29 protein-coding genes and 1 pseudogene are annotated in these 26,655 nt (G+C 56.0%); 23 read left to right on the forward strand and 7 right to left on the reverse strand.

Going from position 1 to position 26,655, the window contains the following annotated elements:
* Positions 1 to 141: 141 nt before the first annotated feature.
* The 5 genes from S4A8_RS14315 (at position 142) to S4A8_RS14335 (ending at position 3,904) form a co-directional block, all read left to right on the forward strand.
* Positions 142 to 582 (forward strand): DUF3015 family protein, encoded by a 441-nt coding sequence (locus S4A8_RS14315; protein ID WP_353180334.1) that lies wholly within the window; start codon positions 142 to 144, stop codon positions 580 to 582.
* A 122-nt stretch (positions 583 to 704) separates the two neighbouring features.
* Entirely contained in the window at positions 705 to 1,148 is a 444-nt protein-coding gene (locus tag S4A8_RS14320; RefSeq protein WP_353220634.1) for an acyl-CoA thioesterase, read from the forward strand.
* Positions 1,149 to 1,150: 2 nt separating this feature from the next.
* The gene (locus S4A8_RS14325; RefSeq protein WP_353180331.1) at positions 1,151 to 1,426 is read left to right on the forward strand and encodes an Rdx family protein; all 276 of its coding nucleotides are present in this window, start codon (positions 1,151 to 1,153) and stop codon (positions 1,424 to 1,426) included.
* A gap of 268 nt (positions 1,427 to 1,694) precedes the next feature.
* Positions 1,695 to 2,831 (forward strand): helix-turn-helix transcriptional regulator, encoded by a 1,137-nt coding sequence (locus S4A8_RS14330; RefSeq protein ID WP_353220635.1) that lies wholly within the window; start codon positions 1,695 to 1,697, stop codon positions 2,829 to 2,831.
* A 233-nt stretch (positions 2,832 to 3,064) separates the two neighbouring features.
* Entirely contained in the window at positions 3,065 to 3,904 is an 840-nt protein-coding gene (locus S4A8_RS14335) for a hypothetical protein (RefSeq protein WP_353180328.1), read from the forward strand.
* 158 nt (positions 3,905 to 4,062) lie between these two features.
* Here S4A8_RS14335 and S4A8_RS14340 read toward each other — a convergent pair whose 3' ends face one another.
* The 3 genes from S4A8_RS14340 to S4A8_RS14350 form a co-directional block, all read right to left on the reverse strand.
* Entirely contained in the window at positions 4,063 to 4,482 is a 420-nt protein-coding gene (locus S4A8_RS14340) for a DUF3293 domain-containing protein (protein ID WP_353180938.1), read from the reverse strand.
* A gap of 67 nt (positions 4,483 to 4,549) precedes the next feature.
* Entirely contained in the window at positions 4,550 to 7,015 is a 2,466-nt protein-coding gene (locus tag S4A8_RS14345) for an acyl-CoA dehydrogenase (protein WP_353220636.1), read from the reverse strand.
* A gap of 13 nt (positions 7,016 to 7,028) precedes the next feature.
* On the reverse strand, positions 7,029 to 7,679 hold the full coding sequence (locus S4A8_RS14350) for a TetR/AcrR family transcriptional regulator (RefSeq protein ID WP_353220637.1): 651 nt from the start codon (positions 7,677 to 7,679) through the stop codon (positions 7,029 to 7,031).
* A gap of 276 nt (positions 7,680 to 7,955) precedes the next feature.
* Between S4A8_RS14350 and S4A8_RS14355 the strand changes: the two genes are divergently transcribed.
* Positions 7,956 to 8,396, forward strand: a complete 441-nt coding sequence (locus tag S4A8_RS14355) for an acyl-CoA thioesterase (RefSeq protein ID WP_353220638.1) — start codon at positions 7,956 to 7,958, stop codon at positions 8,394 to 8,396.
* Positions 8,397 to 8,438: 42 nt separating this feature from the next.
* The gene (locus tag S4A8_RS14360; protein ID WP_353220639.1) at positions 8,439 to 8,882 is read left to right on the forward strand and encodes a hypothetical protein; all 444 of its coding nucleotides are present in this window, start codon (positions 8,439 to 8,441) and stop codon (positions 8,880 to 8,882) included.
* Between the two features lie 59 nt (positions 8,883 to 8,941).
* Here the strand turns inward: S4A8_RS14360 and S4A8_RS14365 are convergent, their stop codons facing one another.
* Positions 8,942 to 9,568: a nitroreductase family protein gene (locus tag S4A8_RS14365; RefSeq protein WP_353220640.1), complete on the reverse strand. Its 627-nt coding sequence runs from the start codon at positions 9,566 to 9,568 to the stop codon at positions 8,942 to 8,944.
* Between the two features lie 6 nt (positions 9,569 to 9,574).
* On the reverse strand, positions 9,575 to 10,957 hold the full coding sequence (gene purB, locus S4A8_RS14370; RefSeq protein ID WP_353220667.1) for an adenylosuccinate lyase: 1,383 nt from the start codon (positions 10,955 to 10,957) through the stop codon (positions 9,575 to 9,577).
* Positions 10,958 to 11,225: 268 nt separating this feature from the next.
* Here purB and S4A8_RS14375 point away from each other — a divergent pair, with 268 nt between their 5' ends.
* Complete coding sequence (locus S4A8_RS14375; protein WP_353220641.1) at positions 11,226 to 12,617, forward strand: class II fumarate hydratase; 1,392 nt, start codon at positions 11,226 to 11,228, stop codon at positions 12,615 to 12,617.
* Between the two features lie 278 nt (positions 12,618 to 12,895).
* On the forward strand, positions 12,896 to 13,399 hold the full coding sequence (locus tag S4A8_RS14380) for a hypothetical protein (protein ID WP_353220642.1): 504 nt from the start codon (positions 12,896 to 12,898) through the stop codon (positions 13,397 to 13,399).
* A gap of 141 nt (positions 13,400 to 13,540) precedes the next feature.
* Here S4A8_RS14380 and S4A8_RS14385 read toward each other — a convergent pair whose 3' ends face one another.
* The gene (locus S4A8_RS14385; protein ID WP_353220643.1) at positions 13,541 to 14,515 is read right to left on the reverse strand and encodes an integron integrase; all 975 of its coding nucleotides are present in this window, start codon (positions 14,513 to 14,515) and stop codon (positions 13,541 to 13,543) included.
* Between the two features lie 147 nt (positions 14,516 to 14,662).
* Between S4A8_RS14385 and S4A8_RS14390 the strand changes: the two genes are divergently transcribed.
* From S4A8_RS14390 to S4A8_RS14455, 14 genes are all read left to right on the forward strand, one after another.
* Positions 14,663 to 15,004, forward strand: coding sequence for a hypothetical protein (locus S4A8_RS14390; protein WP_353220644.1), 342 nt, complete (start codon positions 14,663 to 14,665; stop codon positions 15,002 to 15,004).
* 128 nt (positions 15,005 to 15,132) lie between these two features.
* Positions 15,133 to 15,570 (forward strand): hypothetical protein, encoded by a 438-nt coding sequence (locus tag S4A8_RS14395; RefSeq protein ID WP_353220645.1) that lies wholly within the window; start codon positions 15,133 to 15,135, stop codon positions 15,568 to 15,570.
* Between the two features lie 141 nt (positions 15,571 to 15,711).
* Entirely contained in the window at positions 15,712 to 16,449 is a 738-nt protein-coding gene (locus S4A8_RS14400) for a hypothetical protein (RefSeq protein ID WP_353220646.1), read from the forward strand.
* Positions 16,450 to 16,600: 151 nt separating this feature from the next.
* A complete protein-coding gene (locus S4A8_RS14405) occupies positions 16,601 to 17,185 on the forward strand; it encodes a hypothetical protein (protein ID WP_353220647.1) in 585 nt (194 codons plus the stop codon).
* A gap of 124 nt (positions 17,186 to 17,309) precedes the next feature.
* Positions 17,310 to 18,218: a restriction endonuclease gene (locus S4A8_RS14410; RefSeq protein ID WP_353220648.1), complete on the forward strand. Its 909-nt coding sequence runs from the start codon at positions 17,310 to 17,312 to the stop codon at positions 18,216 to 18,218.
* Positions 18,219 to 18,349: 131 nt separating this feature from the next.
* On the forward strand, positions 18,350 to 20,116 hold the full coding sequence (locus tag S4A8_RS14415) for a hypothetical protein (RefSeq protein WP_353220649.1): 1,767 nt from the start codon (positions 18,350 to 18,352) through the stop codon (positions 20,114 to 20,116).
* Positions 20,117 to 20,260: 144 nt separating this feature from the next.
* Positions 20,261 to 20,566, forward strand: coding sequence for a hypothetical protein (locus S4A8_RS14420; RefSeq protein WP_353220650.1), 306 nt, complete (start codon positions 20,261 to 20,263; stop codon positions 20,564 to 20,566).
* 92 nt (positions 20,567 to 20,658) lie between these two features.
* A complete protein-coding gene (locus S4A8_RS14425; RefSeq protein ID WP_353220651.1) occupies positions 20,659 to 21,144 on the forward strand; it encodes a hypothetical protein in 486 nt (161 codons plus the stop codon).
* Between the two features lie 164 nt (positions 21,145 to 21,308).
* Complete coding sequence (locus S4A8_RS14430; RefSeq protein ID WP_353220652.1) at positions 21,309 to 21,602, forward strand: hypothetical protein; 294 nt, start codon at positions 21,309 to 21,311, stop codon at positions 21,600 to 21,602.
* A gap of 92 nt (positions 21,603 to 21,694) precedes the next feature.
* Positions 21,695 to 22,564 (forward strand): zinc ribbon domain-containing protein, encoded by an 870-nt coding sequence (locus S4A8_RS14435; protein ID WP_353220653.1) that lies wholly within the window; start codon positions 21,695 to 21,697, stop codon positions 22,562 to 22,564.
* A 111-nt stretch (positions 22,565 to 22,675) separates the two neighbouring features.
* Positions 22,676 to 23,182, forward strand: coding sequence for a hypothetical protein (locus S4A8_RS14440; protein ID WP_353220654.1), 507 nt, complete (start codon positions 22,676 to 22,678; stop codon positions 23,180 to 23,182).
* A 433-nt stretch (positions 23,183 to 23,615) separates the two neighbouring features.
* A complete protein-coding gene (locus S4A8_RS14445; protein WP_353220655.1) occupies positions 23,616 to 23,882 on the forward strand; it encodes a hypothetical protein in 267 nt (88 codons plus the stop codon).
* Positions 23,883 to 24,118: 236 nt separating this feature from the next.
* Complete coding sequence (locus S4A8_RS14450) at positions 24,119 to 24,661, forward strand: NYN domain-containing protein (RefSeq protein ID WP_353220656.1); 543 nt, start codon at positions 24,119 to 24,121, stop codon at positions 24,659 to 24,661.
* Positions 24,662 to 24,767: 106 nt separating this feature from the next.
* Positions 24,768 to 25,250, forward strand: a complete 483-nt coding sequence (locus tag S4A8_RS14455; RefSeq protein WP_353220657.1) for a hypothetical protein — start codon at positions 24,768 to 24,770, stop codon at positions 25,248 to 25,250.
* Positions 25,251 to 25,548: 298 nt separating this feature from the next.
* Here the strand turns inward: S4A8_RS14455 and S4A8_RS14460 are convergent.
* A pseudogene (locus S4A8_RS14460) lies at positions 25,549 to 26,639 on the reverse strand (IS3 family transposase).
* Between the last annotated feature and the right edge of the window lie 16 nt (positions 26,640 to 26,655).

Consider the following 26,655-nt stretch of genomic DNA (forward strand, 5'->3'; position numbering starts at 1 on the left):
GCGGCATCCGTACCGATGTCATTGATAGTGGGGGTCTATTGAAAACGTTCAAGGCATTGCCAGCGCCAAAGCATATTGCCAACTCGGCGGATTACCGATTTAATGGCAGCACTTACATACTGATAATCAAGGGAGTTCCATATGCGGCCTATGATTCGTCTGGGGGCATTGGCCCTGGTGGGCACGGCCGTCGCCGGCTGCTCGCAGATCACCATCACGTCCGACACCATCGTCGACGGTACCGCCCGTATCGCGGATGCGACCACCAACGCCGTTCAGGCTACCAGCAACGTCACTACGGACACGGCCAATGACGTGGATGCGCGCACGCATGCCGCCCGCCGCGAATTCGTCGGTTCGCAGATGGCCATGATCAAGCGTGAAGCCGCACGCGGCCAGGGCGAAAACCTGGAAACGCTGGCCTACATGATGCAGGCCGACGATGCCCAGGCCTTCGAACAGCAGGTTCAGGCCAACTATCAGACGCTGTTCGCCACCGACGCCGACGCTGATCAGTGGCTGAGCCGTCTCTACGACGTCGTGGGCACGCCGCCGGACATGGCGCTTGCCGCTGCGGGCTGAACCCGTTCGTAGTAATCCGGGCCGGCATAGGACATGCCGGCCTTTTTTGTGCCGCTCTGGCGCGCACGGTGCGGCCACGCTAGGCTAGCCGCCGATTCATACCACTGGCGCGAGGTTGCGCGATGGCGCGCACTGACGACTGGGATATCGAAACACCGTTTATTGCCCGCTTCGTTGTCGGCGAAACGCATATCGATCGTCTGCAGCACATGAACAACGCGGTCTATCTTACGTTCATGGAGCAGGCCGCCTGGCAGCATACCGAAGCGCTGGGTATCGGCTGGCAAACCTATGTCGACCTCGATGCGGCCTGTGTGGTCCATCGTCACGAGCTCGACTACCTGATGCCGGCCCACCTCGGCGACGAACTCGACGTGGCCACCTGGATTGCCGGAAACGACGGGCGACTGGCCATGTGGCGTGCCTTTCAGGTGCGCCGGGTTGCTGACGGTCGCACGATATTTCGTGCCCGCACGCACTATGTCACGGTCAAACTCTCCAACGGCCGCGCACGCCGCATGCCCCAGCTATTCGTCGACGCCTACCGACCGGCCGCCGACGCCTAGTCATGCCCGCGCCACGTGTCGAAATCCATTTCTGCCCCGGCTGTCGCTGGCAGGCCCGGGCGGCTTGGATGGCCCAGGAACTGCTCACCACCTTCGGCGACGCCCTCGGCGAAGTTGCGATCGTGCCGGCGGCTTCCGGGGTGTTCGAGATCCATCTCGACGGCGAACTGCTGCACTCACGCAAACGCGACGGCGGCTTTCCCGAAACCAAGCCCGTCAAGCAGATGGTTCGCGACCGCATCGATCCCGAGCGCGGATTGGGGCATAGCGACCGGTAGGGACGCCGCCCATGCGCGACGTCGCGGACGCGTTCTAAATCTGCGTGTTACATGCAGCACATAGTCAAAGCTGTATCGTACTGAATAGATAAATGAATTACTCATGCCGTTCGACCGCGCGCGCTTAGTTACGCGCCGTATTTGCGATATGCGGCAGCGATGGCTATAAAAAGCCCGTCGTAAGCGTATTCCGCCAACGGCGACGTTCAGGGGAAATTCGAGAAAGATCTCGTTGCACTATTGCTAGATACCATCGGGGGACGGTGTCATGCAGAACTCAGAGCTCGGTCGCGTTATCGGCCGCATCTATGACGCGGCGCTCGATCCCGACCTATGGTCCGACGTCATCGGCGATATCGCCGCGCTGACGGGCCGGCGCCAGGGCTGCCTCGAAATGCTCGATTATCGTAGCCAGCAGGCGAATATTGTTGGCTATACCGGCTACGACATCACGCCAGCGCTCGCCGATCCGTCGACGATCGAGCACGACCCCTGGGCCCCGAAGGTCGATCCGGACTTTCGAGGCGGCTATCTGATCGGCCATCAAATACTTCCGGAAACGGAGCGCCGTCAAACCGTCTTCGCAAACGATATTGCACCGAACCTGTCGATGGAAACTTTCGACATGTTCGCCATGGTCGCCCGGCAACTGCCCGATACACCCATTAGCGACGCCTTCGGCGGACTTCTCATCTATTCGAGCGAGCGCGAAGGTCATTTCTCGCCGAACGATATCAAGCTGATGGAACTCATCCGGCCGCATCTGCTTCGTGCACTCCATATCCAGGGCGAGATCGGGTTCGCCCGCGCGACCACACTGATGCACGACGAACTACTCGGTGCCATGCGTACCGCCTGTTGGCTGGTCGATACCGAGGGCAAGCCACAATATGCCAATGCCAAGGCGGAACGCCTGGAACGCCGCGGCGAAATGCGTCGGCAGGCCGGGCGTCTGGCCGCGCGTGACCGGGAGGTCGATCGCTGGCTGCAGAAACGACTACACGGCTGGAGCCGTGGTAACGGGATGATCGGCGGAAAAGACAGCTTCGCCTACTATCGAGACGCCGAAGAACGCCCGCAGTTTCTAACCGTAATGCCGCTCGCGCCGGACCGGTTCAATCGGCTCATGCCCGGGCACCCGATCCGGCCATGCCTCTTGGTTGCAGTCTCGGATCAGCAACCGGATCTCGAATCGAATATCGACACGGTCGCCGGTGCCTTCGAATTGACCCCGGCGGAAACCGAGGTGTTGGCCTTGTTCGCCCGCGGGGCCAACCCCCAGCGCATCGCCGAGCACACGCAAAAGCGCCTGGCTACCGTGCGTACTCAGTTCAATAGCGTACTGAACAAAACGGGGACGAACAGTCAGGCCGAGTTACTGGCGTTGGTACATAACACGGTGTGAGCCTTAGCGGGCTCGGCGGGCCGACTGTCGGGGCTTGTCAACTACAAAATTGGGGTCGTCAAGATAACCGATACTTTGCACGATCAAAACAACTGCCTGAGTTGCGAAGTCGCTCTGCAGAGCGACCGACCTGCGTGGTGATCGTGGCCTGGGCCATTATCTGAGGATCTAGTCGAGTCTCGTTCGCAAAAAAAAAATCAATACATATACATATAATGAAACCGGGAGCAGGCATGTCTACATCTGCAACGATTCGATGTCTTTCGGCTTTACTGATCGGACTGATTTTAGTCGGCTGCACGAGGTACCAATTCCCCCAGCGCATGGTTAAGTTCTCAGATCACGAAATGGAACCCGGCAAGCTATTCAGTATGTCTTATCCCGCCGACTTGAGGGCGTCTACGCTCAGCCTGCGACTATCACCGGCTATGCCTCAAAGTGTCAGGGAGGATGCAGCTTTAATATGGAGCGAATTTAAGCAAGCAACGAGCAAACTGGAGACTTGTGAAAGTGGCCTGACAAAGGGTTTTGCAACCAAGTGCGAAACCGAGCGAAAGAGAGTTGAAAAGCTATCGAACGACTTCGCTCAACTCGCCGCAATTTGGGGGAATATACGAATTCTCGCCGAACCCCCGCCTGACGTGGCGGTTACCGCAGACCTTACCTTTGATCTAGGTAAAGACGCCGATAAATCGGATATCGTCAAAGCAACTGCCGCAGCAGAAGCCGTTGCGAAACAAATCAACCTAAGCAACGAAAGTGACGTCAAACGGCATCTGATGTACCGCCTAAACGAAGCGTTCTATAACAATCCTACTTGGGATGATGAAAAATATGCAGCGCTTTTCGTGGAGATCGTACGCCATAAACCGACACCAACACCCCCAAGCGCAACGCCGGATTTCGCGCAAATATGCCGTACGTCCAAAGAACTGGCCGGGAAAGATCTGTCGAAATGCCCTGACGTGTTGGCGTCGTCAGATACGAAGGAAGAGGGGGCGAAAGAGGTGTGCCGTACATTCACGACCTGCATCGCGACACGAACGCTCACTTATCAGGCGTCTATCGAGTAATTCGTTTATCCGCGTTAGCCGCCTAGCGGCCTTTTAATGTACTTACTGCGGACGGAGGCTCTAGTATGCCTATGCCCGCGTTCACGAAATCTCGGCGCGCGTGGGCGCGTCGACCTGCTGAGGTGGCTATAGCGCGGGCTTTCAAAATTGCGCCAGCTCTAATAGGACCAGACCAACCGGGCGCTTTTGCGATCGCAGATCAAGACTATGGCGGCTTGGTCCAGCCTTCTTGCGAGTGACTGCACCTCGCCTTCCTCGATGCCCGCCACGAGCACACCCGGTTCGTCAGGCCACTCGCCGCTTGGGTCCTGATTGACCGTTTCCAGCCAGGCGCTGGCGCGGCGGTCGGCCCAGTCTCGTAGCAGCGCATCGCGGGCACGGTTGCTCGCTTCGTCGATCTGCTCGGCATCCGGGTTATAGGCAGTAACCAGCCAGGCGCAGTCCGTGAAGGCTCGGTGGGTTAGCCAGCGGGCAATGGGTTCGGGGCAGGGCGCGCCGATTCGAAGCACGTGGCTGTCGCCGTCGAGGAAGACGCGATAGTCGGTGGCCTCGAAGGCAGCGCGCAGGTCGTCGGACATAAAAAAGGCCCGGGTGAGAACACCCGGGCCTTGTACCGCGAAAAGCGGTGCGCTTACCAGTCGTGGGCTAGGCCACGCGCGACTGCAGACGCTGGTCCTCGTGCTTGTGATTGACGGGATCCCGCAAGTATTCCTTGCTGAACGCGTCGGTGAGGATGGCGTCGTAGCGCAGGTCGTCGTATTCCTTGACCTGCCGTGCCTCGGCGTCGGTGAGTACGCCGTTGCTCACAGCCGACTTGAGCTGCGCGTCCACAGTGAAGCCTTCGGCCTCGCCCTTGGCGACGGCCTTGGCGAACTTGTTGTAGACGTCCTCGACTTCCACGAGCTTGTTGAACGCGTTTTCCATACGGCCGGTGGCGCTGTGCGAATCCTTGCCGATATAGATGTTGGCGGTCATGCGATCGCGGAATTCCGACGGTTCCAGAATGCAGTCACCCAGGGCATTGATGAGCTTGTCGCTCGGGCCCTTATGACGGCGGCCGGTCGGGAACACCAGTACGCGCATCGCGCCACCCACGAATGCGTTCGGGAAGTTGCGGAAGAAGCCATCGAAGGCCTCTTCGATCTTGTGCAGGCAATCTTCCATCACGTATTGCAGATGGGCGATGTCTTCCGGCTCGTTCTTGCCTTCGTCGTAGAAGAACTTGAGCGTGGCCGAACCGAAGTACAGCTCGGAGAGCACATCACCCAGACGCGCGGAGAGCAGTTCCTTCTTCTTCAGCTCGCCGCCGAGCATGCCCATGGTGATGTCCGAACAGATCGCCAGCGCCGAGGAGAAACGCTCGAGCTTGCGATAGTAGGGCGCAGCCACGCCGTCGACCGGTGCCTTGGCGGTGATCGAACCGGACAGGCCGAAGGTCAGCGTACGTGCAGCACGGTTGACCGAATGGCCGACATGCGACCACAGCAGGTGGTCGAACTCGTCCAGATCGTCCTTGCGGGCCGCTTCCATTTCCGGGAAGACGAACGGATGGCAGCGGATGGCGCCCTGGCCGAAGATCATCAGACTACGGGTGAGAATGTTCGCACCCTCGACCGTGATCGCGATCGGCACCGACTGATAGGAGCCGAACAGATAGTTGCGCGGGCCCTGCTGGATACCGCGACCGCCGTGGACGTCCATCGAGTCGTTGACGATCTGGCGCATCCACTCGGTCATGTGGTACTTGGCCATGGCCGTGACCACACTCGGCGTGCACTGATCGACACCGGACGCCGTGAAGATACGCGAGGCTTCCATCTTGTAGTTGAGCCCGCCGATACGCGCGGTGGCTTCCTGTACGCCTTCGAACTTGCCGACCGACACCTTGAACTGGCGACGGATACGACCGAAGGCGCCGGTCATGCGATAGGCCGACTTGGCCGCAGCCGAGGACAGGGCCGGCAGCGAGATGCCACGACCGGCCGACAGGCATTCCACCAGCATGCGCCAGCCACCGCCGGCTTTTTCCTTGCCGCCGATGATGGCGTCGAGCGGCACGAACACGTCCTTGCCGTAGATCGGGCCGTTCATGAACGCGCCCGGGGCATGACGACGGCCGATTTCCACGCCCGGCTCGTCGGCCGAGATCAGGGCACAGGTGATGCCGTATTCGGTCTTGTTCTCGTCGCCGAGCAGACCGTCCGGGTCATACAGCTTGAAGGCCAGACCGATGACCGTAGCCACCGGGGCGAGGGTGATCCAGCGCTTGGAGAAGGTGAGCTTCATGCCCAGCACTTCTTCGCCGTTGTATTCGCCGCGGCAAACGATGCCGGTATCCGGCAGCGCGCCGGCGTCCGAGCCGACTTCCGGGCCGGTCAGGCCGAAGCAGGGGATTTCGCTACCGTCGGCCAGGCCGGGCAGCCATTTCTGCTGCTGTTCCTTGGTGCCGTAATGCACGAGCAGTTCGCCCGGGCCGAGCGAGTTCGGCACCATCACGGTCACGGCCGTGGTCAGCGAGCTCGAGGCGATCTTGGCCACGATCGTGGACTGGGCCACGGCAGAAAAACCAAGGCCGCCGTGCTCCTTGGGAATGAGCATGGCGAAGAACTTGTTCTCGCGAATGTACTTCCAGCCTTCTTCCGGGATGTCCTTGAGCTCGGACATGATTTCCCATTCGTCGAGCATCGCGCACAGCGTTTCGGTTTCGTTGTCCAGAAACGACTGTTCCTCGGCGGTCAGCTGGGTACGCTTGAAGTCAAGCAGGTATTTCCAGTCCGGCTTGCCGCGAAACATCTCGGCTTCCCACCAGGTGCTGCCGGCTTCCAGCGCTTCGCGCTCGGTGTCCGACATCGGCGGCAGTACGGCCTTGAAGCCTTTGAACACCGGTGCGGTGACGAGCTTCTTGCGCAGGCTCTTGGTATTGAAGATGGCCAGAATCGGTACGAAGATCACCGCAGCGGCAATTACGCCCGGCCAGCCAATGGCGCCGACCGCGGCCAGTGCCACGAAGTAAACCACGACCGCTGCACTCCAGACCGCCAGCGACGCGCCTACATAGGCCAACGTCCAGACGGCCGCGATCGCGACCAATATCGATATTACAGCTGTCATAACAACCTCCCGTTTAAAATCCCTGGCCGCCGCTGCGGGCGGGCCATTCCGGCACCTCGGGTGCCGGCGTATTGTTGGCGGCGTCGAGTTCCGACGGCATCAGGCTTACCATCAAAAAGCGCACGTACTCGGCAAATTCCGGCGTATCGGCGTTGGGCCATTCCTCGGGCAGATCGCGGCGGATTTGCAGCGAGCCGAGAAACACCGAAAACGTCATCAGCGCCCAGCGGCGCGCGTTGTCGGCCGACAGCCCCAACGCGGCATAGCTGTCGATGATGAAATCCAGCCGGCGCTTGGATACCCGCTCGACGTAATCGCGCACGAACGCCGGTTTGGTGGCGCTCGATAGCGCGCTATAGATGCGGCTGGCCTTCTTGGACGTGTTCACTTCGGTGATCAAGCGCTTCACCCGGGCACGCGGGTCGGTTTCCTGTTGTACGCGGTCGAGCACCTCATCGGTTTCACGCGCCTCCCAGCGTTGCAGGGCGGCCACCAGCAGGGCTTCCCGGTTGGGGAAGTGCCAGTAGAAACTGCCCTTGGTTACGCCGAGTTCACGCGCGATCGGTTCGACCGCCACGCCTTCCACGCCGCGCCGCCCGATGGCGTCGAGCGCGGCTTCGGCCCAGTCCTGGGCGCTTAGCATCACTTTCTGCGATTTGGTCATGCGGCGCTGCATCATAAGCCTTTCGTATAATGTTGCGGATATGCCGCGGCGTGTCAATACGCCAGCGTATGGAAAACAGATGCACGCCTGCGCTAAGCATTGAATGGCCGTGCACAAGCAATAGTTGTCGCCAGTGGCCCTGGTGGGCGACGATAGCGCCCCAGCACGCGGTCAAGCGCAGTCGTGCGCCCACGGGGCGGCGCGTGGCCACGTGATCTGCCCCTCGTCGGCGCCTGCGCGCCGGTCGAGCCGATACCAAGTCTTTCGGGAGCCTGCATGCGTCAACCGACCCGTTCCGATTATGTTCACTACGTGCCTATCAGCGTGAAATGGGGCGAAATGGACAGCCTCGGCCATGTGAACAACACCGTGTTCTACCGCTACTCGGAAGACGGGCGGATCGACTATATCCACATGATTTCCGACGGCGGCGACACACAAACCAGCGATGGGCCGATCCTGGCCGATCTGCGCTGCAGCTTTCGCCAGCAGCTGCGTTTTCCGGCGGATGTGGAAATCGGCACGCGCGTAAAGCGCATCGGTCGCAGCAGCTTCGAGCTGGAGCAGTGCCTGTTCTTTGCCGAAACCGACGACGTGATCGCGGTCTACAACACCGTGGTGGTGTGGTTCGATTTCGGTGCGCAGACGAGCATGCGCGTGCCCGAAACCATTCGCGAGCGGATTCGCGAATACGAAGCGGTGCCGCCGGAGGAATAGGGCGCGGCGCGCGCCGGCCGATGATAGCGCGATAGGTGTGCGATGCTAGATTTCAGAGTTCTCTACCGGCCAGGAAATGAAAGCGGTGGATGTAAAGTTCGGGAAAGCTATTCCTGTGATTTCACGATTGATGGCAACTCGCTGCTGAAAGCCATCATTCGTGCGGCTGGCGACCACAAAGATTTCCTGGGTTGCTTTGCTCGCGGTTGGACCAACCTAAACGAGCACAGTTTGAAACAGCTCTTGCTGAAAGAACGCCCTGAAACAGAATCAGGCAGAAGCCTGATCTATGTTTGTCCTGAATGCGCCGATATTGGTTGCGGGGCGTACGGCTGCAAGATCACAAAATCCGGCGGTACTTACGTCTGGAGCGATTTTGCGTACGAAAATGGTTATGAAGAACCCGACCCTATTGCGGGGCTTGGTCCGTTTGAATTCAGTGCTGATAACTATGAAAAAGTCATTGGCGAAGCATATGCGCTATAAAATCGCAGGCACAGCGACATAGTTTCCGCTGCGATCCGACTTTGCGCGTGCCGCGGGCGTTAGCCGGCGTCGTACTCGCCGTCGGGGAAGCGATCGCGCATGAGCACCTCATCGAGGGCGAGCTGGCCGCTGCGCGGGTGCGCGCCCTGCAACGTCTTGCCGATACAGATCATCATGCAGATGCGATGGTCCGGCGGCAGGTTGATCAGATGGCCCACACGCTTGAAGTCGAAGCCGTCCATCGGGCAGGAGTCGTAGCCCATGGCACGGGCAACGAGCATGGCGGTCTGGGCTGCCATGCCACAGGAGCGCATGCCCTCATCGCGTTGCAGGCCTTCGTCGTCGCGATAGAAATGCTTGATCTCGCGCACCATGCTTTCAGCGACCGCGGTCGGCGCGTTGCGCCAGTAGCGTTCCGGTGACTTGGCCCAGCTTTTCAGGTCCAGACAAAGCACGAGCAGCAGCGAGCATTCCGTCACCTGGGCCTGATCCCAGGCTGCCTTGCGTATTTCGCAGCGCAGCTCGTCGTTTTCGACCGCCACAAACCGCCAGTTCTGGATATTGAAGGCCGTGGGCGAGAGCAGTACGTGCTCCATGAGCTCGCGCACTTCGTCCTCGGCCATGCGATGGTCCGGGTCGAAATGGCGCACCGAACGGCGCGTGGAAATGGCTTCGAATACATCCATACGGTTTTAGCCTTGCGTGCCGCGAATGGCGCGCGCCTGCGCGGGCGCGTTGCCGACATAATCCTGCGGGCGCATGGCCTTCAAGCGGGCCTTGTCGTCGGCCGGAATATCCAGCGATTCGATGAACTCGCGCATGGCGTTGGCATCGATCACCTTGCCGCGGGTGAGCGCCTTGAGCTGCTCGTAGGCGCCGCTGATGCCACGAATACGCATAACCGTCTGCACGGCTTCGGCGAGCACGATCCAGTTGTCTTCCAGGTCGGCATCCAGGCGCGCCGGGTTAGCTTCGAGCTTGTTGATGCCCTTGAGCAGCGACGCATAGGCGACGCCGCCGTGCGCCAGGCCCACGCCGAGATTGCGCAGCACGGTGGAATCGGTCAGGTCGCGCTGCCAGCGGGAGATGGGCAGTTTGGCCGCCAGATGATCCATGATCGCGTTCGCCAGGCCCAGATTGCCCTCGGCGTTCTCGAAATCGATGGGGTTGACCTTGTGCGGCATGGTCGACGAGCCGACTTCGCCCTCGACCGTGGCCTGCTTGAAATAGCCCAGCGAAATATAGCCCCAGATATCCTTGGCGAAATCCAGCAGCACCGTGTTCACGCGCATGAGCGCATGGAAGAACTCGGCGATGAAGTCGTGCGGCTCGATCTGCGTGGTCGCGGGGCTGACTTCCAGATTCATGCCGCGGATGAAGCGCGTGGCAATGCCCGGCCAGTCGGCATTCGGGTACGCCGCGAGATGAGCGTTGTAGTTGCCCACCGCGCCGTTCATCTTGCCGAAGATGGTGACTTCGGCGAGCAGGGCGCGCTGGCGGGTCAAACGCTGTACGAACACCGCCATTTCCTTGCCCAGCGTCGTGGGCGAGGCGGATTGGCCGTGCGTGCGCGACAGCATGGGCGTATCGGCATGGGCTTCGGCGAGTGCGGCGATGGACTCGATCACCCGGTCGATGGCGGGCAGCAGATTGTCGTCGCGCGCGTCGCGCAGCATCTGCGCATAGGCGAGATTGTTGATGTCTTCCGACGTGCAACCGAAATGGATGAACTCGTTGACGTGCGCGATTTCCTCGAAGTTCTTGATCTTGTTGCGCAGGTAGTACTCGACCGCCTTGACGTCGTGATTGGTCGTGTCCTCGATGGACTTGACCTGCTGGCCTTCGTTGATATCGAACTCGTGGATCAAACTGTCCAGAAATTCGGTCGCCTCGGCCGAAAAGGGCGCGATATCGCCGACTTCGGGTTCGGCAGCCAATGCCTGTAGCCAACGGATCTCGACGATCAGGCGGTAGCGGATCAAGCCATATTCGCTACAGATCGAGCGCAGATCCCAGGTTTTATCCGCATAACGGCCGTCGATCGGCGAAATAGCGGACAGCGCGGTCAGTTGCATGGCCATGAGCAGGTGTTCCCGTTGTGTAACCGTCGATCGCTCCGGCTGCGTTTGGCGCGGCTGGGCGGGCCGTCAGCGCGTAAACGCCGCGGCGACCGCCGCGCTTCGCCAGACAGGCCGAACGCAATCGGAGGTTGCAATAGTCGGTGATAGAATCGCGGATTCTACCGAATTCATGCGTCGTGCGTGGCGTTGTCTGCGCATACGTGATTTCATCCCGGCGCGGGCGCTGCCCGGCCGCCAAGCCTTGAAAATGAAGGAGCATTCGATGGCCGCAGATAACGATTACCGGATCGAAAAAGACAGCATGGGCGAGCTCAAGGTGCCCACCGATGCGCTCTGGGGCGCCCAGTCGCAGCGTGCGGTCGACAATTTTCCGATCTCGGATCTGCGTGCACCGCGCGCCATGATCAACGCCCTCGGCCTGATCAAGGCCAGTGCGGCCGAGGTCAATCGCGACCTCGAACTGCTGGACGGCGATATCGCCCAGGCCATCATCGACAGCGCCACGGCCGTGGCCGAAGGCCAGTACGACGATCATTTCCCGGTGGATATCTTTCAGACCGGTTCGGGCACGTCCACCAACATGAACACCAACGAGGTCGTCGCCCATCTGGCCACCGAAGCCGCCGGCCAGACCGTGCATCCGAACGACCACGTCAACATGGGGCAGTCCTCCAACGACGTGATCCCGACCTCCATTCACGTCGCAGCCGTCATCGAATGCGAACGCAAGCTGCTGCCCGCGCTGACTCACATGCGCGATACCCTGCGCAAGAAGGGCGAAGAGCTGTCGGAAGTGGTCAAGACCGGGCGCACCCATCTCATGGATGCCATGCCGGTTCGCTTTGACCAGGAGCTGGGCGGTTGGGCCGCGCAGATCGATTCCGGTATCGACCGCGTGGAAGCCGCGCTGCCGCGCATGCGCCGGCTGGCCCAGGGCGGCACGGCCGTGGGCACCGGCATCAACGCCCATCCCGAATTTGGCGAGCGTTTCGCCAAGGCCATCGGCAAGGCCAGCGGCTGCCGCTTTGAAACCAGCAGCAACTATTTCGAAAGCCTGTCGTCGCAGGACGCGGCGGTGGAGCTCTCCGGCCAGCTCAAGACCATTGCCGTGTCCATGATGAAGATCGCCAACGATCTGCGCTGGATGAACTCCGGCCCGCTCGCCGGTCTGGGCGAAATCCAGCTGGAAGCGCTGCAGCCCGGTTCCAGCATCATGCCCGGCAAGGTCAACCCGGTGATTCCGGAAGCCGCCGCCATGGTCTCCGCCCAAGTCATCGGCAACGACAGCACGATTACCGTCGCCGGCCAGTCCGGCAACTTCCAGCTCAACGTCATGCTGCCGGTGATTGCCTACAACCTGCTGCAGAGCATCGAACTGCTGGCCAACACCAGCCAGGTCATGGCCGACAAGGCCATTGCCAGCTTCACCGTCAACCAGGACAATCTGGACGATGCGCTGTCGAAGAACCCGATCCTCGTGACCGCACTCAACTCGGTGATCGGCTACGACAAGGGCGCGGCCATCGCCAAGCAGGCATACAAGGAAGGCAAGCCCATCAAGGAACTCACCCTCGAGCAGACCGATCTCAGCGAAGAAGAGATCGATCGCCTGCTCGACCCGGCGGACCTGACCAAGGGCGGCATCAAGAAATAGGGCGGTTCACGCTCGTATTGGAAGGCCCGCTTCGGCGGGCCTTTTTTATGCGTGCGACATTTTCCGTTTGCTCGAATTGCGCGCAAATATCCCGCCTTGTACGGATGGAATCACAGCGATTCGGGCTTCACCCTGCGCACTCGCTTCAGCAAAGCCGCGGCCCGCGGCTTGCCAACAGCCGGCCAGCCCCGCGTAACCGCGGCCCGCTCCCATGCCGGCTTCAAACGAACACCCAAACCGCAGCGGCCACGGCGCCGCGCGGGCGAGAGGAATAGAACATGTATAACGAACGTATGCTCGTGGGCGACCTGTCGCCGCCACTCACCAGCGGGAACATGGAAGACTGGCCCGACCAGGCCCCCTTCGTTCTGGAAAACCACGAACCCCGCGGCGCGCTGGTGCTGCTGGTCGCCCTGCGGCGGCTGCCGTCGCTCGGCGTGTTCATGGCCGGCTTCGGCTATAGCGTGATCTGCGTGATGGCCGGGCTGAGTGATACCAGCGCCGCCGTTGACGTCTGGACCCTCATGCCCGGCATCGTGCTGGCGCTGCTGGCGATCGTGAACCTGGTCAGCAAACGCCTGGTGCAGTACCTCGACTGCTGCCCGGCCACCCCCGAGCGCGTCAGTGCGCTCAAGGCCCGTGCGGCCCGCCACGACGTCGCCGGGCCCATGACAGACGCCCAGGCACGCACCAGCGACTGCTGGCGGGTCGGCCACGTACGCCAGGCCCATGCGGTGCTCGATCGCATGGACGTCGTGGCGCGCCATGGCGGCTCAAGCTGAGATACGCTGCGCCACCGGCTCGCACGAGTGTGTCGGTCAGCCTGGGAACAGGCTTGATATGTTCAACGCCGTACGGCGAATCACACGCTTGTGCCAATAGGCGCGCAGCACCAAGCCTTCGGTTAACGTCGCGTATCGCCCTTACGCGTCCAACGGGCTAACGACGCCGTGTCCGCCACGTTTCAATACGTGGGTGTAAATCATCGTCGTACGTACATCCTTGTGGCCCAGTAATGCCTGCACCGTACGGATATCGGTGCCACGCTCCAGAAGGTGGGTGGCAAATGAATGACGAAAGGTATGGCAGCTGGCCTTCTTATGGACCTGGGCTGCGCGCACGGCATCCTTTACAGCTCTTTGCAGGCCCTTCTCATTGATGTGGTGTCGTCGTGTCGTATCGGCGCGCGGGTCGCGCGATAACTGTTCGGACGCGAAAACATACTGCCAAGCGAGTTCGCGTGCCGCGTTCGGATATTTCGTGGCCAGGGCGTTTGGTAGATAGACCTCACCATATCCGGCCTCGAGGTCCTGCTCGTGCAGCGTTTTGACATGTTCTATCTGCGCCTTGAGGGGCGCCACTGTACGCTCCGGCAGTGGCGTAACCCGATCCTTCGCACCTTTACCGTCGCGAACCACGATCTGCCGATAGTCGAAATCTACGTCTTTGACGCGAAGCCGTACCGCTTCCATCAAACGCAGGCCAGAGCCATAGAGCAGGGACGCCATCAGTTCGTTGATGCCCGACAAGTGCGCGAGTACCCGTTTGACCTCCTGCACGCTCAGCACCACCGGAATACGACGATTGTGCTTCGCGCGAACGACATCGGTCATCCACGGCATATCAATTTCGAGCACCGAGCGATAAAGGAACAGAATCGCGTTAAGCGCCTGATTCTGGGTTGCCGCAGATACGTGTCGCTCCACCGCCAGATGCGTAAGAAATGCTTCTATTTCTGCCTTGCCCATCTCGCGCGGGTGGCGCTTGCCGTGGAAAAGGATGTAGCGTTTTATCCAGGGGAGATAGGTTTGCTCCGTTCTGAGACTGTAATGACCCACACGCAAACGCTGGCGAACCTGTTCAAGGAGCTTCGGCTGTTGTGGTGCGGGTGTCGGCATTTGGCCACCTGTTCGTGTCTACCTAACGCTCATGGTAGCGCGTCAACACCGAAATGGCGCGAGTTCTAGTCGGAATTAGGTAGACGATAAACGGTATGATATACCTACAGATGTCGTCGAATTGGCGTTGGGTGAGAAGGGAATGTTATGGGCAGTAGCTCGAAGAAATACGAAGGTGCAGTTTCTTGGTGTGCTTTTGGCGACGCGGAGGAAGGCGACGTAACAAGAGCAATACTCCGACCGAACGGCGAGCTCGTTCTCGATCTAACTACGCAAGGTTATGTGTATTCGGTCGCGCTTAAGGAAAAATCCGTCCAAGAATACATCGGCAATTGGTTCTGTCTTGACAACGGGGTAGAGAGCAGTGGCACCGCGCGCGCAACTCTATATCGCGGTACCAGAGGCGACATGCTCTACGGCAGTTGGTCAGAAGACGGGCGGTATCAGTGGTGGGTGGAGCTTGTTGAAGTCGAAAACTTCCGCAGCTAAGCCACCCAACAGATCGCTGCAGTTGACCGCCCAAAGCGCTGGCGCGCTTTGGGTTCCCTCCGCGGCCTTCGGCCGCTCCGGCGGCAACTGAGCTTGGGCGTTATACGATTGGTACGAGAGGGGATTTTATGTGCAAAAAACTGGCAATTTTGATAGCTGCGGTGATGCTTGCCGGATGCGCTGCATACGACGTTCAGCGTTACGGCTCGGTCGACCAAACCAACAAGACAGTGACAGTGCAACCTGGAGGAAGAGGTCTAAACGGGGCGTTAAAGCAGGCGCTTTCTAACGAGGGATGGCGATTGGTTGTCGATAGAGGGCCTTCAATTACAGAGGGAAAGTTCGGTGAAAGTACAAGGCTTTCAAATTACGACACGTTTAATACGAAATACCGATTGGCAGTATCAGCTAATCAATATGATATTTGCTTTAATCTAAGTCCTCGTATTAATTATGATGTTTCGTTCATCAACAACCAAACAGGTGCAGAGGTAATCACCGTGAGCGGTAGCGGCTGTGAATCGGCAGTTGTAGATAAATTCATGGGTGCGCTGCATGGGTCGTAGAGCCGTATAACGAAGCGCTGCAGTTGACCGCCCAAAGCGCTGCCGCGCTTTGGGTTCCCTCCACAGCCTCCGGCTGTTCCGGCGGCAACTGAGCTTAGGCGTTATATCTGAAAATCTGAGTTTTTCAGCGAGTAAATTTCTATGCGGCTTCCCCTCGTCGATGTTTTTAAATCGCCCTATGAAGCTTGGTCAATGCGCGGTGCAACCGAATCGGAGATGCGACAACAGTTGCGGGAGAGCGGACACATACTCGGGTGGGTACGAGACAGATTGCAGGAACGCATAAACACGCATTACGAAGCCGCGTGCTACATAGCAAGCGTCGGCGCAGACAACGCACTCGAAGGATTTATCGATCGCCAACTTCAAAGGTGTGAGAGCTACAAATCCATGAGGGCTATGATGCCCTCGAGAACACCTCCGGCTTTGTCGCGGTTTCAACAGCGTTACCCAAACTACTCGGTCTGTGATGTTGATTATGAAATTTCTCGAATAGGTCATACCCTTAGCGAGGGACAGCAACTATTTCACGGCGGTGTCTGGCCAGGCGCTGACTCAGCTGACATCAGTTTGGCCAAACCTTTTTCAATGAGCTTTTGCCCACAAGTCGCCCTGCGAAATGCGGAGTGGAGAGGAAAAGCTTATGACGCTGGTCAGATCAATTTACTAGTTCTGCGCGTTGTTCGATCGTCTACTCCCGTTTTTGTTTTTCGCCAACGAGGTGCAAAAATGGGAAACGAAAAAGAAGTCTTAATCGCATCTCATGCGAACCTTAGCGTTCGGGCTTCGATAAGGATAAAGGACGATTATGTCGTTGGAAAATACGGGTTCGCAGACAAGACGGTACCGATCTATGTTTGCGAAGTCGACATTACGTAAACAAATATAACGAATTGCTGCAGTTGACCGCCCAAAGCGCTGGCGCGCTTCGGCCGGCAACTGAGCTTAGGCGTTATGCATACAGTATCTCGATTGCCAAAAACGCCTGCTGGTGTAGATTTAAAAAGTACTCTTCAAAATCGGAGTGACATTGACTGCTAACGGGTGGGCCGCATGGACGCAAGCCGTTTTTTCCATCGGTTTGCCTATAATTTTGCTCTGGTTGCAAAGTTGCCGCGAAGAGGCGAGCGAAAACAGAAAAGCTCATGCTTGGAAAATAAGCCTTCTGCATGAGTTTGGAGAGCTTAAATTAATTGTAGAGCAAGCGCGAGATGCAGCAGCCGATTACGACCCCAGCCAGCTAGTGCACGCAGGAAATTTAGCTTTAGACTTCGGTTTTTATCCAGGGACTATAAATTGGCGCAGGACCTCTGCCGTTGAAGACGTCGCTCAAACGGAGCTTGAGGCAGTACTCGATGCCAGAGATACCGCATATCTAGTTATCTCTTATTCGCGTTTCATTCTTGATCGCTGGGTAGAAGGTAAAGATTCTAATAGCAGAGTTTGGCAACATCTATTTGACCGGGCGGAAGAAGCATGTGAACAGGTTCAAGCTGTTTATGGTTTTTGCTTAACAGCGCGGAATTCGTCGTACGACCGAACAACCGATGTCGTCCTCCGGAAATTGATGGTGCTGCTTAGTTGGTTTCCGACGCCTGTTGGCACGCGTAAATAGCTTGAATATGGCGCTGGGCGGGGAGATGCACAACAAGTCGCTGCAGTTGACCGTCCAAAGCGCTGCCGCGCTTCGGCCAGCAACTGAGCTTTGGCGTTGTACGACAAAAGGAGTTTAAAACTCGGTGGCGATTCCTGATTTTCAAACCATAATGCGCCCGCTACTGGAGCACCTCGCAGACGGCGAAGTAAAAAATAACCGGGAAACGATGGGGGCGCTTATCGAGCGTTTCGCCCTGTCCGACGAAGAACAAGCGGAGCTACTGCCCAGCGGTCAGCAGCCTGTATTTACTAACCGGGTCGCGTGGGCGAAAGCGCATTTGAAGGGCGCCGGTTTAATCGAGTCTCCCGGCCGCGGTCAGTATCGTATTGTTCAACGCGGGCTTGATGCGCTGGCCGAGAAAAACCAGAAAATAAATTTAACGTACCTAAAGAAATTCGAGGAGTATCAAAGCTTCCGAAAACCTAATAAGAATAACGAAGAAGAAAATCAAAAGCCGCCGACAGTTCTTGAATCGCTAACGCCATCCGAATATATCGAGCATGGATATCAGAAAATCCGAGAGGAATTGGAAAGCGAAATACTCGCCAAAGTAATGGAGGCCTCGCCCGCGTTTTTTGAACGTCTGGTCGTCGAGTTATTGGTAGGTATGGGCTATGGTGGTTCCCGCAAGTCAGCCGGCGAAACACTCGGTAAAAGTGGCGACGGCGGCATCGACGGCGTTATAAAAGAGGACCGCCTTGGCCTCGACGCAATCTATATTCAGGCAAAGCGCTGGGAAGGCGTCGTTGGTCGACCCGAGGTTCAGAAATTCGCGGGCGCGTTACAAGGACGCCGGGCAAAAAAGGGCGTATTTCTTACGACGTCTAGCTTTAGCAAAGAAGCTCACGAATACGCAGGAATGATCGACAGCCGAGTTATTCTCATCGGCGGGACAGAATTAGCCGACCTCATGGTGGATTTCGGTGTGGGTGTATCGAAAATCGCCACGTATGAAATTAACCGCGTTGATTCCGACTATTTCGAAGAATAGCGAATGTCGTACAACAAATCGCTGCAGTTGACCGCCCAAAGCGCTGCCGCGCTTCGGCCGGCAACTGAGCTTAGGCGTTATGCGGCATTGAAACGGTGTTGCAGGCCCAACCGCGAAATAGAGCCGTGGTAATGAGCAAAGATTGGATACTGCTTGCAAAAGAAACTCGTCGAACCTTTTCGAAGGCCACCTGGGTCCCATTGCGAGCATTTTGTAATGATGAAAATGGCCCAACGACTCAGCCCGGCTATATCTGCGATTGCTTTGCATGCGGATCAGTTGCGTTCCCGCCGGAGCATCGTGAACGAGCAGATCAATTGGGTTGGAGTGACATTGGCATTGGGCACAGCGTCCAACCGTATGCGTATGACGATGGTTATTACGCATCGATTGACCAATACCAGTACAACGACAAGGAACCAATCGGAGTAGAGCTCGTTTTCGAGCATCCCCAACCTGTAGTAGGTGGGAAGAAATGGATTTTGAATCCCGATCTTGTCGTCGCGCTTCGCCTTATCAAAGAGGGCGAAAATTGGGTTAGGCCCGAGGAGAACTTTGTAGTCGTGGCCCGCGAGGTGCTTGGAGAAGATGGATGTCACAGCCTCATAGAAATCAAACGTGAATTCTTGATGGACTATCTGGCGGCACGGGGCCTTTTGCTTCGCATTTCCTCCTACAGGCAAAGAGTCGAGCATGTCGCTTCTATTGAGGGGACTGATTACTCAGACCTTGAGCCTCATCAAGAGCAAAGAGATGACGGCAGGTTCGAACTGCGCATTAATAGTCTGAATGACATCTTTGGAGGGAGTTGGGCATCCTTTCGTGCTTGGAGGACAGATGTCGATGAAGACGAAGATGCTCCGGTGATGGGGCCGGAAACTAACGAGAATACGGATTTTGAAAGCTCGAAGGGAGATCGCTCCGGGTACGATGGCATTCGCGTAGAAGGCGAGTTCTGGCGAGACGAATGGATCGAGCATCAAAATAGAAGCACTCGGGTTCGTGGGGATACCGACGATGCGCTTCCACAATTTATCGTCGAAACTGACGGTGCAAGGTTGGCATCTGTTGACCTCAATAACGAAGATATTGGTCGCTGGCTATGGTTTCGCTCGAGTGTTGTCGGCGACCTGCTGAGTCACCGTGGCTTTTCGTATAAATGGTATACCGCAGAAACTGGCGGCATAGATTCAACGTCAGGATACTCGATACACTTTGGCATCAATACTTCTGATCTAATTACGGTTTATGCCTACGATGTTGCTCGGCTCGCCGCTTGGGAGCAGCACATCTGGGCGGCTCATAATGTTGTCCCTGAAGGAAAAGTTTCCAGCGAACTCTTAGCGTCGCAGGTGAAGGTTCAGCCTGCATCAACCCATGCGGCTGAAGAAAAACTGTTTGGGGTAATGCGCATGCTAGAGGCCGGATTCCAGCAAACACTGGGCGTAGCTTTATTTAATCACGATATAGACGACCACGCTTCAATGCAGCAGATTTCGAGGTTCGCAAGTACCGACCAGACTTCCTTGTTGAGGTTGGCTAAAGAAATCGTTCGCGTTTTTTCAGATAGGCTCAACGCTCGAGAGTTACGAAAAATTTCCACGCACGCGGAAAAGGAAAAGTTGGGTTCAAACAAGCTTCTGCAGGACGTCCTTTCCCAAAGAATTGGCCTAGAAAAGGCTCGGGAGGTCTTCGGCCCGATCGTTGGTGCTTATGATATGCGCCTTGGTGATGCTCATCCCACAAGTTCAAAAATTGGAGAAGCGCTGGAGCTCGCTCGGATCGATACCGAATTGTCGTACTTAAGGCAGGGCGAACAGCTGATTCATAATTTTGGCAGGTCAGTTTGGCTGATCGGAAGGTTAATGTTCGCAGAGCCAGACAGCGCCGGAAGTTGAGCAGAATGCCGCATAACAAACCGCTGCAGGTGACGTTTGACCCGCCACCCGCTTTTGCTGTCGCAAAAGCAGGCGTCGCATCAAACGCACCTGAGCTCAGGCGTTATGTCTGAACTATTTGCATTATAGATACGAGGAAACGCTATGGCTGTTGAAGAAAATCCTCTTGAGCTCTTGCAAAGATGGCAGGGCGAAGCTGAAGCCGAAATTGACGAAGAGGGCGGCGTAAAAGGGTACAAAGAGCTAGATAGAGCAATTAAAGATCGCGTAGTCGAAAATCATCGAGAAGAAATAGAAGATATTTTGGGTAAGCTCGTCAATGAGCAGAACCAAATTGAAGATCATACTTCTGAGTACGATACTTCGGCGGATATTGAGCGCATGAATGCAAGGCATAGTGAACTGGATGATCAAATAAGCACCCTAGAAAAAGCGCTAGCCGATACATAACGAATCGCCGCAGTTGACCGCCCAAAGCGCTGGCGCGCTTCGGTCGGCAACTGAGCTCGGGCGTTAGGGGAATTGGGGAACTGGGGAATAAAATGAAATCAGGCTCTTTAGTTTTGTTGATGTTATTACTAATGGTTTCGGGTTGCGACAGTTTCTCGCAGCCAAAGAACTATAGTGAATGTATATTAAAAAACATGAAGAACGTGCAAAGCGATCTAGGCGCTTCTGAAATACGCTCCTCGTGTCGAAAAAAATTCCCTGAAGGGACTGAATACCGTTACAAAGAGCGAGCGCTAAATCCTATAGAGCTTGGTTTTCTATCGGGTAAGGGCGGCATGTCGACTTACGGAAACAGCTTTACTGGGACCTTGTACAATGGCAACGAAAATATCGTTGTCACCTCCGTTACGATACGACTTTCAGATAAAGAGGATGGAAAGGAAACTCCGCGAGATTACGAAGTTGATGTAAAGATTCCACCGCTTCAAACGGCGAGTTTCAGCGTTGGTGTTTTTCCCGGCGATAAAACAGGCGACTTTTCCTGGGGCCTACGGGCGGCTGATGGGTTTGAGAAGTAAGTTCCCTAACATGGCGCTGCAGTGGACCGCCCAAAGCGCTGCCGCGCTTCGGGTTCCCTCCACAGGCTACGCCTGCTCCGGCGGCAACTGAGCTTCGGCGTTAGGTAACGAGTTCTGTTTGCGCCGATAAAGGCTAATCTGATCGAGCTCTGGGAGAGAAAAGATTGCAATATGCTGACGGATTTGGAAGGTGGCCTGAAATACGAGAGCAAGGCTTCTGGAAATTCGCGATAGAGTATGGAATACGCGGTTGGGCATTACGTTTTGGCAAACGGTTTTTCCTATTCGTTCTTGTAGCAGCAATAATCAACTGTATATGGTCTACTAAGCTCGGTTTACTGTTGCTCTTTGCTTATATAGTAATGCTTCCGGTTGCAGGCTTGCTCTGGAGTATTTTGGTTTGGCTATTAATCGATTATCGCTACAAAAAACAATTAATCCGCGATGAGTCTACCTAACAAATCGCTGCAGTTGACCGCCCAAAGCGCTGCCGCGCTTCGGCCGGCAACTGAGCTTGGGCGTTAGGCCGAAAACCAAAAGGGAGAAGTTGATGTTCTGTTCTGAATGTGGAAAAGAAAATAACGATGCGGGGAAATTTTGTTCAGCGTGTGGGAAACCACTTCAAACGGAAGGTGGTTCATCAGACAAGCCGCAGTCGGCTGAATCATCCAAGCCATTTTTGTGGAATCCAAATGCCGCAGCTAATTGGAGTTTGCTCTTCAGTCCCATTTTCGGGTCTTATCTAGTTACAAAAAACTGGCGAGAGCTTGGCGAGAACAGCCGTGCTCGCTCATCAAATATATGGTTCTGGGCAAGCATACTGATTGTCATATTTGGAATATTTATTCCTTCCGGCGCTGCAGGACTCGGCTTTCTATATCTCATTATTTGGTATTTTGCGGCGGGGCGAAAACAGGCTAAGTTCGTTAAAGAAAAATATGGTTCGAACTATAACCACCGTCCTTGGGCTAAACCAATATTCACAGCTCTGGCACTGATAGTAGGTTTCATTTTCGTTTTTGGGTTTTTTGCCGTTTCATACGAGGATTACAAAGCCCGAAGCGTTGCTAGCATAACCGCACCGAAGCCAACCGAAGCATCTTACGAGAACGATGCGCTTCAGCTCGATTATCGCAAAGCGACGCTTAACGAATATGACGAAGGCCAGAAGCTTAAATTCGTCGGTTCTGTTAATCAGATTATCGGGGACGACATGGCCATGATTCAAACCGAACGGGTCGAGTTTTTGGGCTACATGGGCCAGCCGGTACTTTTAACGTTTTCGAAAAGATCAAAAATCATAACAGACGATGTTGTAAAGGTCTTTGGTCGATACAACGGGACACAAAAATATGAGACGGTCTTAGGGCAGGAGAAGGAGGATCCAATTATTCAAGTTGATTATTACTATATCCAATAGCCGAGCCTAACGTGGCGCTGCAGTTGACCGCCCAAAGCGCTGGCGCGCTTTGTGTTCCCTCCGCAGCCTACGGCTGCTCCGGCGGCAACTGAGCTTAGGCGTTAGCTCCAAATGAAAAACTACCAGTTTCCTCAAGATTGGCCTTTGCCTCCCGATTACCTAAAAGAGGTCGGGCGAATATCGGTTTTATTCGGATCGCTAGAGTCTAGTGTCAACGTCGCTATTAGCAAGCTGACGGGCTACGACGAGATGCTTGATTGGCGATCCGCGATTGTCACCGCACATGCTAATTTCAAGCAACGAATTGATATATTGGAAACGTTGCTACACGAGCTTCACGACGAGTTTCCGCACCTAGCTGGCTATCGCCAGGTTGTGAATAAGATAAAACAGGTGCAGAAGAAGAGAAATCGCTTTATGCATCAAGCTTTAAGCATGGATCCGGAGACCGGCACTGTGGCCACCTCGGCGCTTAGCGCTAGAGGAAAACTGAAGCCCGAAGTCAAACAGGTCAGCATCGCCGAGCTTAGGTCGGCTTCAGCCGATATCCATGTAGCTATGATTGGGTTGCATAACCTACTCACTCAAGCTGAGCGGAAACCGATATGGGAGAAATAGAGCTAACTGGTCGCTGCAGTTGACCGCCCAAAGCGCTGCCGCGCTTCGGACGGCAACTGAGCTTCGGCGTTGTACGGCGGTTGGATTTGTATGCGGGTTGGGCTTCGGTGTTCGGTAGGTGATTCGGCGAAGTAGCTTGGCTTCGGCCCCTTCGCTCAATAGTCATCGAATCCTGGGCACTTTCTCGGCTTCGCTAGGCTCGGCGTCTTCCCGTCGGCAGCTATCCGCGGTAAGTTCGAGTTCGGAGATTTCTTTCTTTTGGCACGTCGGCTTTGGCGGTCCGCGGGCCGGCTTTCGAGGAGCGTCAAGTGAGGCAGTTCACGTACAACGAGGCGCTGCAGCCGACCGCCCAAAACGCTGGCGCGTTTCGGGTTCCCTCCGCGGCCTTCGGCCGCTCCGGCGGCGGCTGAGCTAAGGCGTTGGGCCTAAAACAATGAAGCTCGAAAAGATTCAATATTCAGAGTTGAACGCGAAGCAGAAAGAAGTATTCAACTTCCAAAAATTGCTGGAGAGCTGGCGGATTACGGATTCAACTGCATCAAGCTCGCTGATGACTGGCAAGGCGCTGACTTTCTCGCCTACCACAAAGACGGTACCAATACTCTTAAAGTACAGCTTAAGTCGCGTCTATTTATCGCTAAGAAATATGTCGGCAAGAATTTGTATCTTGCTTTTCCCGCCGACGAGTATTGGTATTTGATCGAACATGATCAGCTCGTAAGCTTGGTGCGCGAAAAGACGGCTTGGCTGGAGTCGTACTCCTGGATTGAAAACGGAGCATATAGTTCTGTTCGGCCGAGCGGCGCGCTTTTCCAGGCTTTGAAACCATGGCAACTGTAGGGCCCAACAAGTCGCTGCAGTTGACCGCCCAAAGCGCTGGCGCGCTTCGGCCGTCAACTGAGCTTTGGCGTTAGCAGTAAAACGTGAGGAGGAAAAATGTCTGAGTTTGTATACGTAGATAACTCTAATATCTTCATCGAAGGTAAAAGAGTAAGTGCGGTCGAATCCGGTATGGCGATGAATATTTATGAAGCCATGGAAAATAAGATATTAGATAACAGTTATAAGATTGATTTCGGCCGACTTCACCATTTCATCGCTGGTGAAAACGACAATGTTATTAAGCGTTGTGTCTTGTTCGGAAGTAGACCGCCTCCGAACGATACGTTATGGCAAATAGCAAGAAAGGCCGGGTTTGAAGTAATCGTTGAAGACAGGAATGTTGCAAACAAAGAGAAACGAATCGATACCGGCATTGTCGCGGCAATGACAAAAGACGCCTATACCATGGCAGATAAAAAAGAAGACACCATCACGCTTGTAGCTGGCGATGGAGACTTCATACCGTGCGTAGAGCAATTAGTTGGCGACGGCTATCGAGTGGAAGTTGTATTTTGGAATCACGCTTCTTCTGATCTTAAAGACGCTTGTTCCAAATTTGTGGAATTAAATCCGATTCTGAATCATCTCGCTTATTGATGCTAACAAGGCGCTGCAGTTGACCGCCCAAAACGCTGCCGCGCATTGGGTTCCCTGCGCAGCCTTCGGCTGCTCCGGCGGCAACTGAGCTTCGGCGTTAGCTCTAATGCGTAAAACGATGCTAAATCTCAAAGTTATTTCAAAACTACCGTTACCAAAGCGCACTAAGTTATCGTGGCAGCGCTCACTCCTTGAGCGATCCTTTTCGAAAGATATTGAGGAGGCCCAGCGATCATCAGATTATAAGCTGGCTGATAGGCTTCGGGCTGATCAACATTTCGAATTAAGGATGCATGACGAAGAAGAAGATTCTTATCTCACGAAACGACTATTAACCAAAGCCCGGCGATGCCGCGTTCCAGTCCCGAGTCGATACGATCAAGATGGCTCAGATACCGGATATTTCTATGAAGGGAAGAACACTGGGGGCTGGTATTTGACGAGGCTCGGCATAGAGGTTGTTAGGGAATCAATTCGTAAAGAACAAATGGCGAGGGCCGAAGCTCGCGCGCACTGGATTCCTTGGCTGACTGCACTCTCTGGCGGGATTGGTGTGCTTACCGGGTTAGTAGCGGTATTAAAGCAGTGAATCGAAGTTTTAGCGCAGGATCGAAAGCTAACAATGAGCTGCAGTTGACCGCCCAAAGCGCTGCCGCGCTTCGGTCGGCAACTGAGCTTAGGCGTTATGCGAATGTGGATTGAGAGCCTACTGAGCAATTTAAAGTCCGGAATTAGTAAAATAAGGATTTTTAAGTAAGAACAATAGATCTTCCTTGCGCGGATGGAACTGACCCGCAGTGTGATGGACGGATACCGGCCGATGAGTATAGCGACAGCTACCGACCATACCCCGGTTTTAGTAGCGTTTCGATACAGAGTCCCAAGGTTTAAATGGCCGCCTCTGCGGCCATTTGCGCAGTGTAGTCAGCGGGCGTCAGCCCGCTGAGTTCTTTCTTCGGTCGTTCTTCGTTGTATTCGCGATGCCAGCCTCGGATGATCGTGGTGGCATGGGCGAGGCTTACAAACCAGTGCTCGTTCAGGCATTCATCTCGGAAGCGGCCGTTGAAGGACTCGATATAGGCGTTCTGGTTCGGTTTGCCGGGCTCGATCTGCTTGAGCTGAACACCATTGTGGTGAGCCCAGTTCAGCATGGCCTTGCCAATGAACTCGGGCCCATTGTCTGATCGTATGACCGTCGGCAGGCCGCGGGTCAGTGCCAACTCATCGAGTACACGGGCGACTTGCGTGCCGCTCATCGATCGACCGGGCACGAGTGCCACGCACTCGTGCGTGGCGTCGTCGACGATGCCCAAACACTTGATGGCACGGCCATCGGCGACCCGATCGAACACAAAATCCATCGACCAGACTTCGTTCGCTCGAGCGGGACGTATCAATGGCTGCCGGTCGGAGATCGGCACCTTCTTTCGTCGTCTTCGTCGAACCTGCAGGCCTTGCTCGGCATAGAGTCGTTCGACGCGCTTGTGGTTCACGGACCAGCCGGCCTGGCGAAGCTTGAGATAGATCATCGGCGCGCCATAGCGTCGATAACGCTGTGCCAGGCGCAGAATTTCGACGCGTAAACACGCGTTGCGATCGGGTGCCGGCTGATACCGGAATGCGCTAGCACTCATCGCCACCACGGCCAGCGAACGCCGTTCGCCCAAGCCGCGCTGACCCATAAACCGCACCAGGTCGCGCTTGGCTGCTGCGGTTACCATTTTTTTCGCAAGGCCTCGCGCGTGACTTCGTTTTCGAGCATCGACTCGGCTAACAGCCGCTTCAAGCGACTGTTCTCGGCCTCAAGCGCTTTCAGACGCTTGGCATCCGAGACGTCCATGCCGCCGAACTTATTCCGCCAGGTGTAATAGCTCGCCTCGGAAAAGCCGTGCCGGCGGCACAGCTCTTTAACGGGCGTACCGGCCTCGGCCTCCTTCAAAAAACCGATGATATGCTCTTCGGTATAGCGCTTCTTCATGTCCAATCTCCAGGCT

The organism is Salinisphaera sp. S4-8, from assembly GCF_040361235.1.
Taxonomy (GTDB): domain Bacteria; phylum Pseudomonadota; class Gammaproteobacteria; order Nevskiales; family Salinisphaeraceae; genus Salinisphaera.

Excerpts from the sequence above, each read along its gene's own strand:
- S4A8_RS14420 (WP_353220650.1), top strand. The coding sequence starts at position 20,261 with ATGGCTGTTGAAGAAAATCCTCTTGAGCTCTTGCAAAGATGGCAGGGC.
- S4A8_RS14320 (WP_353220634.1), top strand. The coding sequence starts at position 705 with ATGGCGCGCACTGACGACTGGGATATCGAAACACCGTTTATTGCCCGC.
- S4A8_RS14445 (WP_353220655.1), top strand. The coding sequence starts at position 23,616 with ATGAAGCTCGAAAAGATTCAATATTCAGAGTTGAACGCGAAGCAGAAA.
- S4A8_RS14375 (WP_353220641.1), top strand. The coding sequence starts at position 11,226 with ATGGCCGCAGATAACGATTACCGGATCGAAAAAGACAGCATGGGCGAG.
- S4A8_RS14330 (WP_353220635.1), top strand. The coding sequence starts at position 1,695 with ATGCAGAACTCAGAGCTCGGTCGCGTTATCGGCCGCATCTATGACGCG.
- purB (WP_353220667.1), bottom strand. The coding sequence starts at position 10,957 with ATGCAACTGACCGCGCTGTCCGCTATTTCGCCGATCGACGGCCGTTAT.
- S4A8_RS14395 (WP_353220645.1), top strand. The coding sequence starts at position 15,133 with ATGTGCAAAAAACTGGCAATTTTGATAGCTGCGGTGATGCTTGCCGGA.
- S4A8_RS14385 (WP_353220643.1), bottom strand. The coding sequence starts at position 14,515 with ATGCCGACACCCGCACCACAACAGCCGAAGCTCCTTGAACAGGTTCGC.
- S4A8_RS14360 (WP_353220639.1), top strand. The coding sequence starts at position 8,439 with ATGCTAGATTTCAGAGTTCTCTACCGGCCAGGAAATGAAAGCGGTGGA.
- S4A8_RS14440 (WP_353220654.1), top strand. The coding sequence starts at position 22,676 with ATGAAAAACTACCAGTTTCCTCAAGATTGGCCTTTGCCTCCCGATTAC.
- S4A8_RS14325 (WP_353180331.1), top strand. The coding sequence starts at position 1,151 with ATGCCCGCGCCACGTGTCGAAATCCATTTCTGCCCCGGCTGTCGCTGG.
- S4A8_RS14355 (WP_353220638.1), top strand. The coding sequence starts at position 7,956 with ATGCGTCAACCGACCCGTTCCGATTATGTTCACTACGTGCCTATCAGC.
- S4A8_RS14380 (WP_353220642.1), top strand. The coding sequence starts at position 12,896 with ATGTATAACGAACGTATGCTCGTGGGCGACCTGTCGCCGCCACTCACC.
- S4A8_RS14455 (WP_353220657.1), top strand. The coding sequence starts at position 24,768 with ATGCGTAAAACGATGCTAAATCTCAAAGTTATTTCAAAACTACCGTTA.
- S4A8_RS14335 (WP_353180328.1), top strand. The coding sequence starts at position 3,065 with ATGTCTACATCTGCAACGATTCGATGTCTTTCGGCTTTACTGATCGGA.
- S4A8_RS14340 (WP_353180938.1), bottom strand. The coding sequence starts at position 4,482 with ATGTCCGACGACCTGCGCGCTGCCTTCGAGGCCACCGACTATCGCGTC.
- S4A8_RS14350 (WP_353220637.1), bottom strand. The coding sequence starts at position 7,679 with ATGACCAAATCGCAGAAAGTGATGCTAAGCGCCCAGGACTGGGCCGAA.
- S4A8_RS14450 (WP_353220656.1), top strand. The coding sequence starts at position 24,119 with ATGTCTGAGTTTGTATACGTAGATAACTCTAATATCTTCATCGAAGGT.
- S4A8_RS14415 (WP_353220649.1), top strand. The coding sequence starts at position 18,350 with ATGAGCAAAGATTGGATACTGCTTGCAAAAGAAACTCGTCGAACCTTT.
- S4A8_RS14425 (WP_353220651.1), top strand. The coding sequence starts at position 20,659 with ATGAAATCAGGCTCTTTAGTTTTGTTGATGTTATTACTAATGGTTTCG.
- S4A8_RS14315 (WP_353180334.1), top strand. The coding sequence starts at position 142 with ATGCGGCCTATGATTCGTCTGGGGGCATTGGCCCTGGTGGGCACGGCC.
- S4A8_RS14390 (WP_353220644.1), top strand. The coding sequence starts at position 14,663 with ATGGGCAGTAGCTCGAAGAAATACGAAGGTGCAGTTTCTTGGTGTGCT.
- S4A8_RS14435 (WP_353220653.1), top strand. The coding sequence starts at position 21,695 with ATGTTCTGTTCTGAATGTGGAAAAGAAAATAACGATGCGGGGAAATTT.
- S4A8_RS14345 (WP_353220636.1), bottom strand. The coding sequence starts at position 7,015 with ATGACAGCTGTAATATCGATATTGGTCGCGATCGCGGCCGTCTGGACG.
- S4A8_RS14400 (WP_353220646.1), top strand. The coding sequence starts at position 15,712 with ATGCGGCTTCCCCTCGTCGATGTTTTTAAATCGCCCTATGAAGCTTGG.
- S4A8_RS14365 (WP_353220640.1), bottom strand. The coding sequence starts at position 9,568 with ATGGATGTATTCGAAGCCATTTCCACGCGCCGTTCGGTGCGCCATTTC.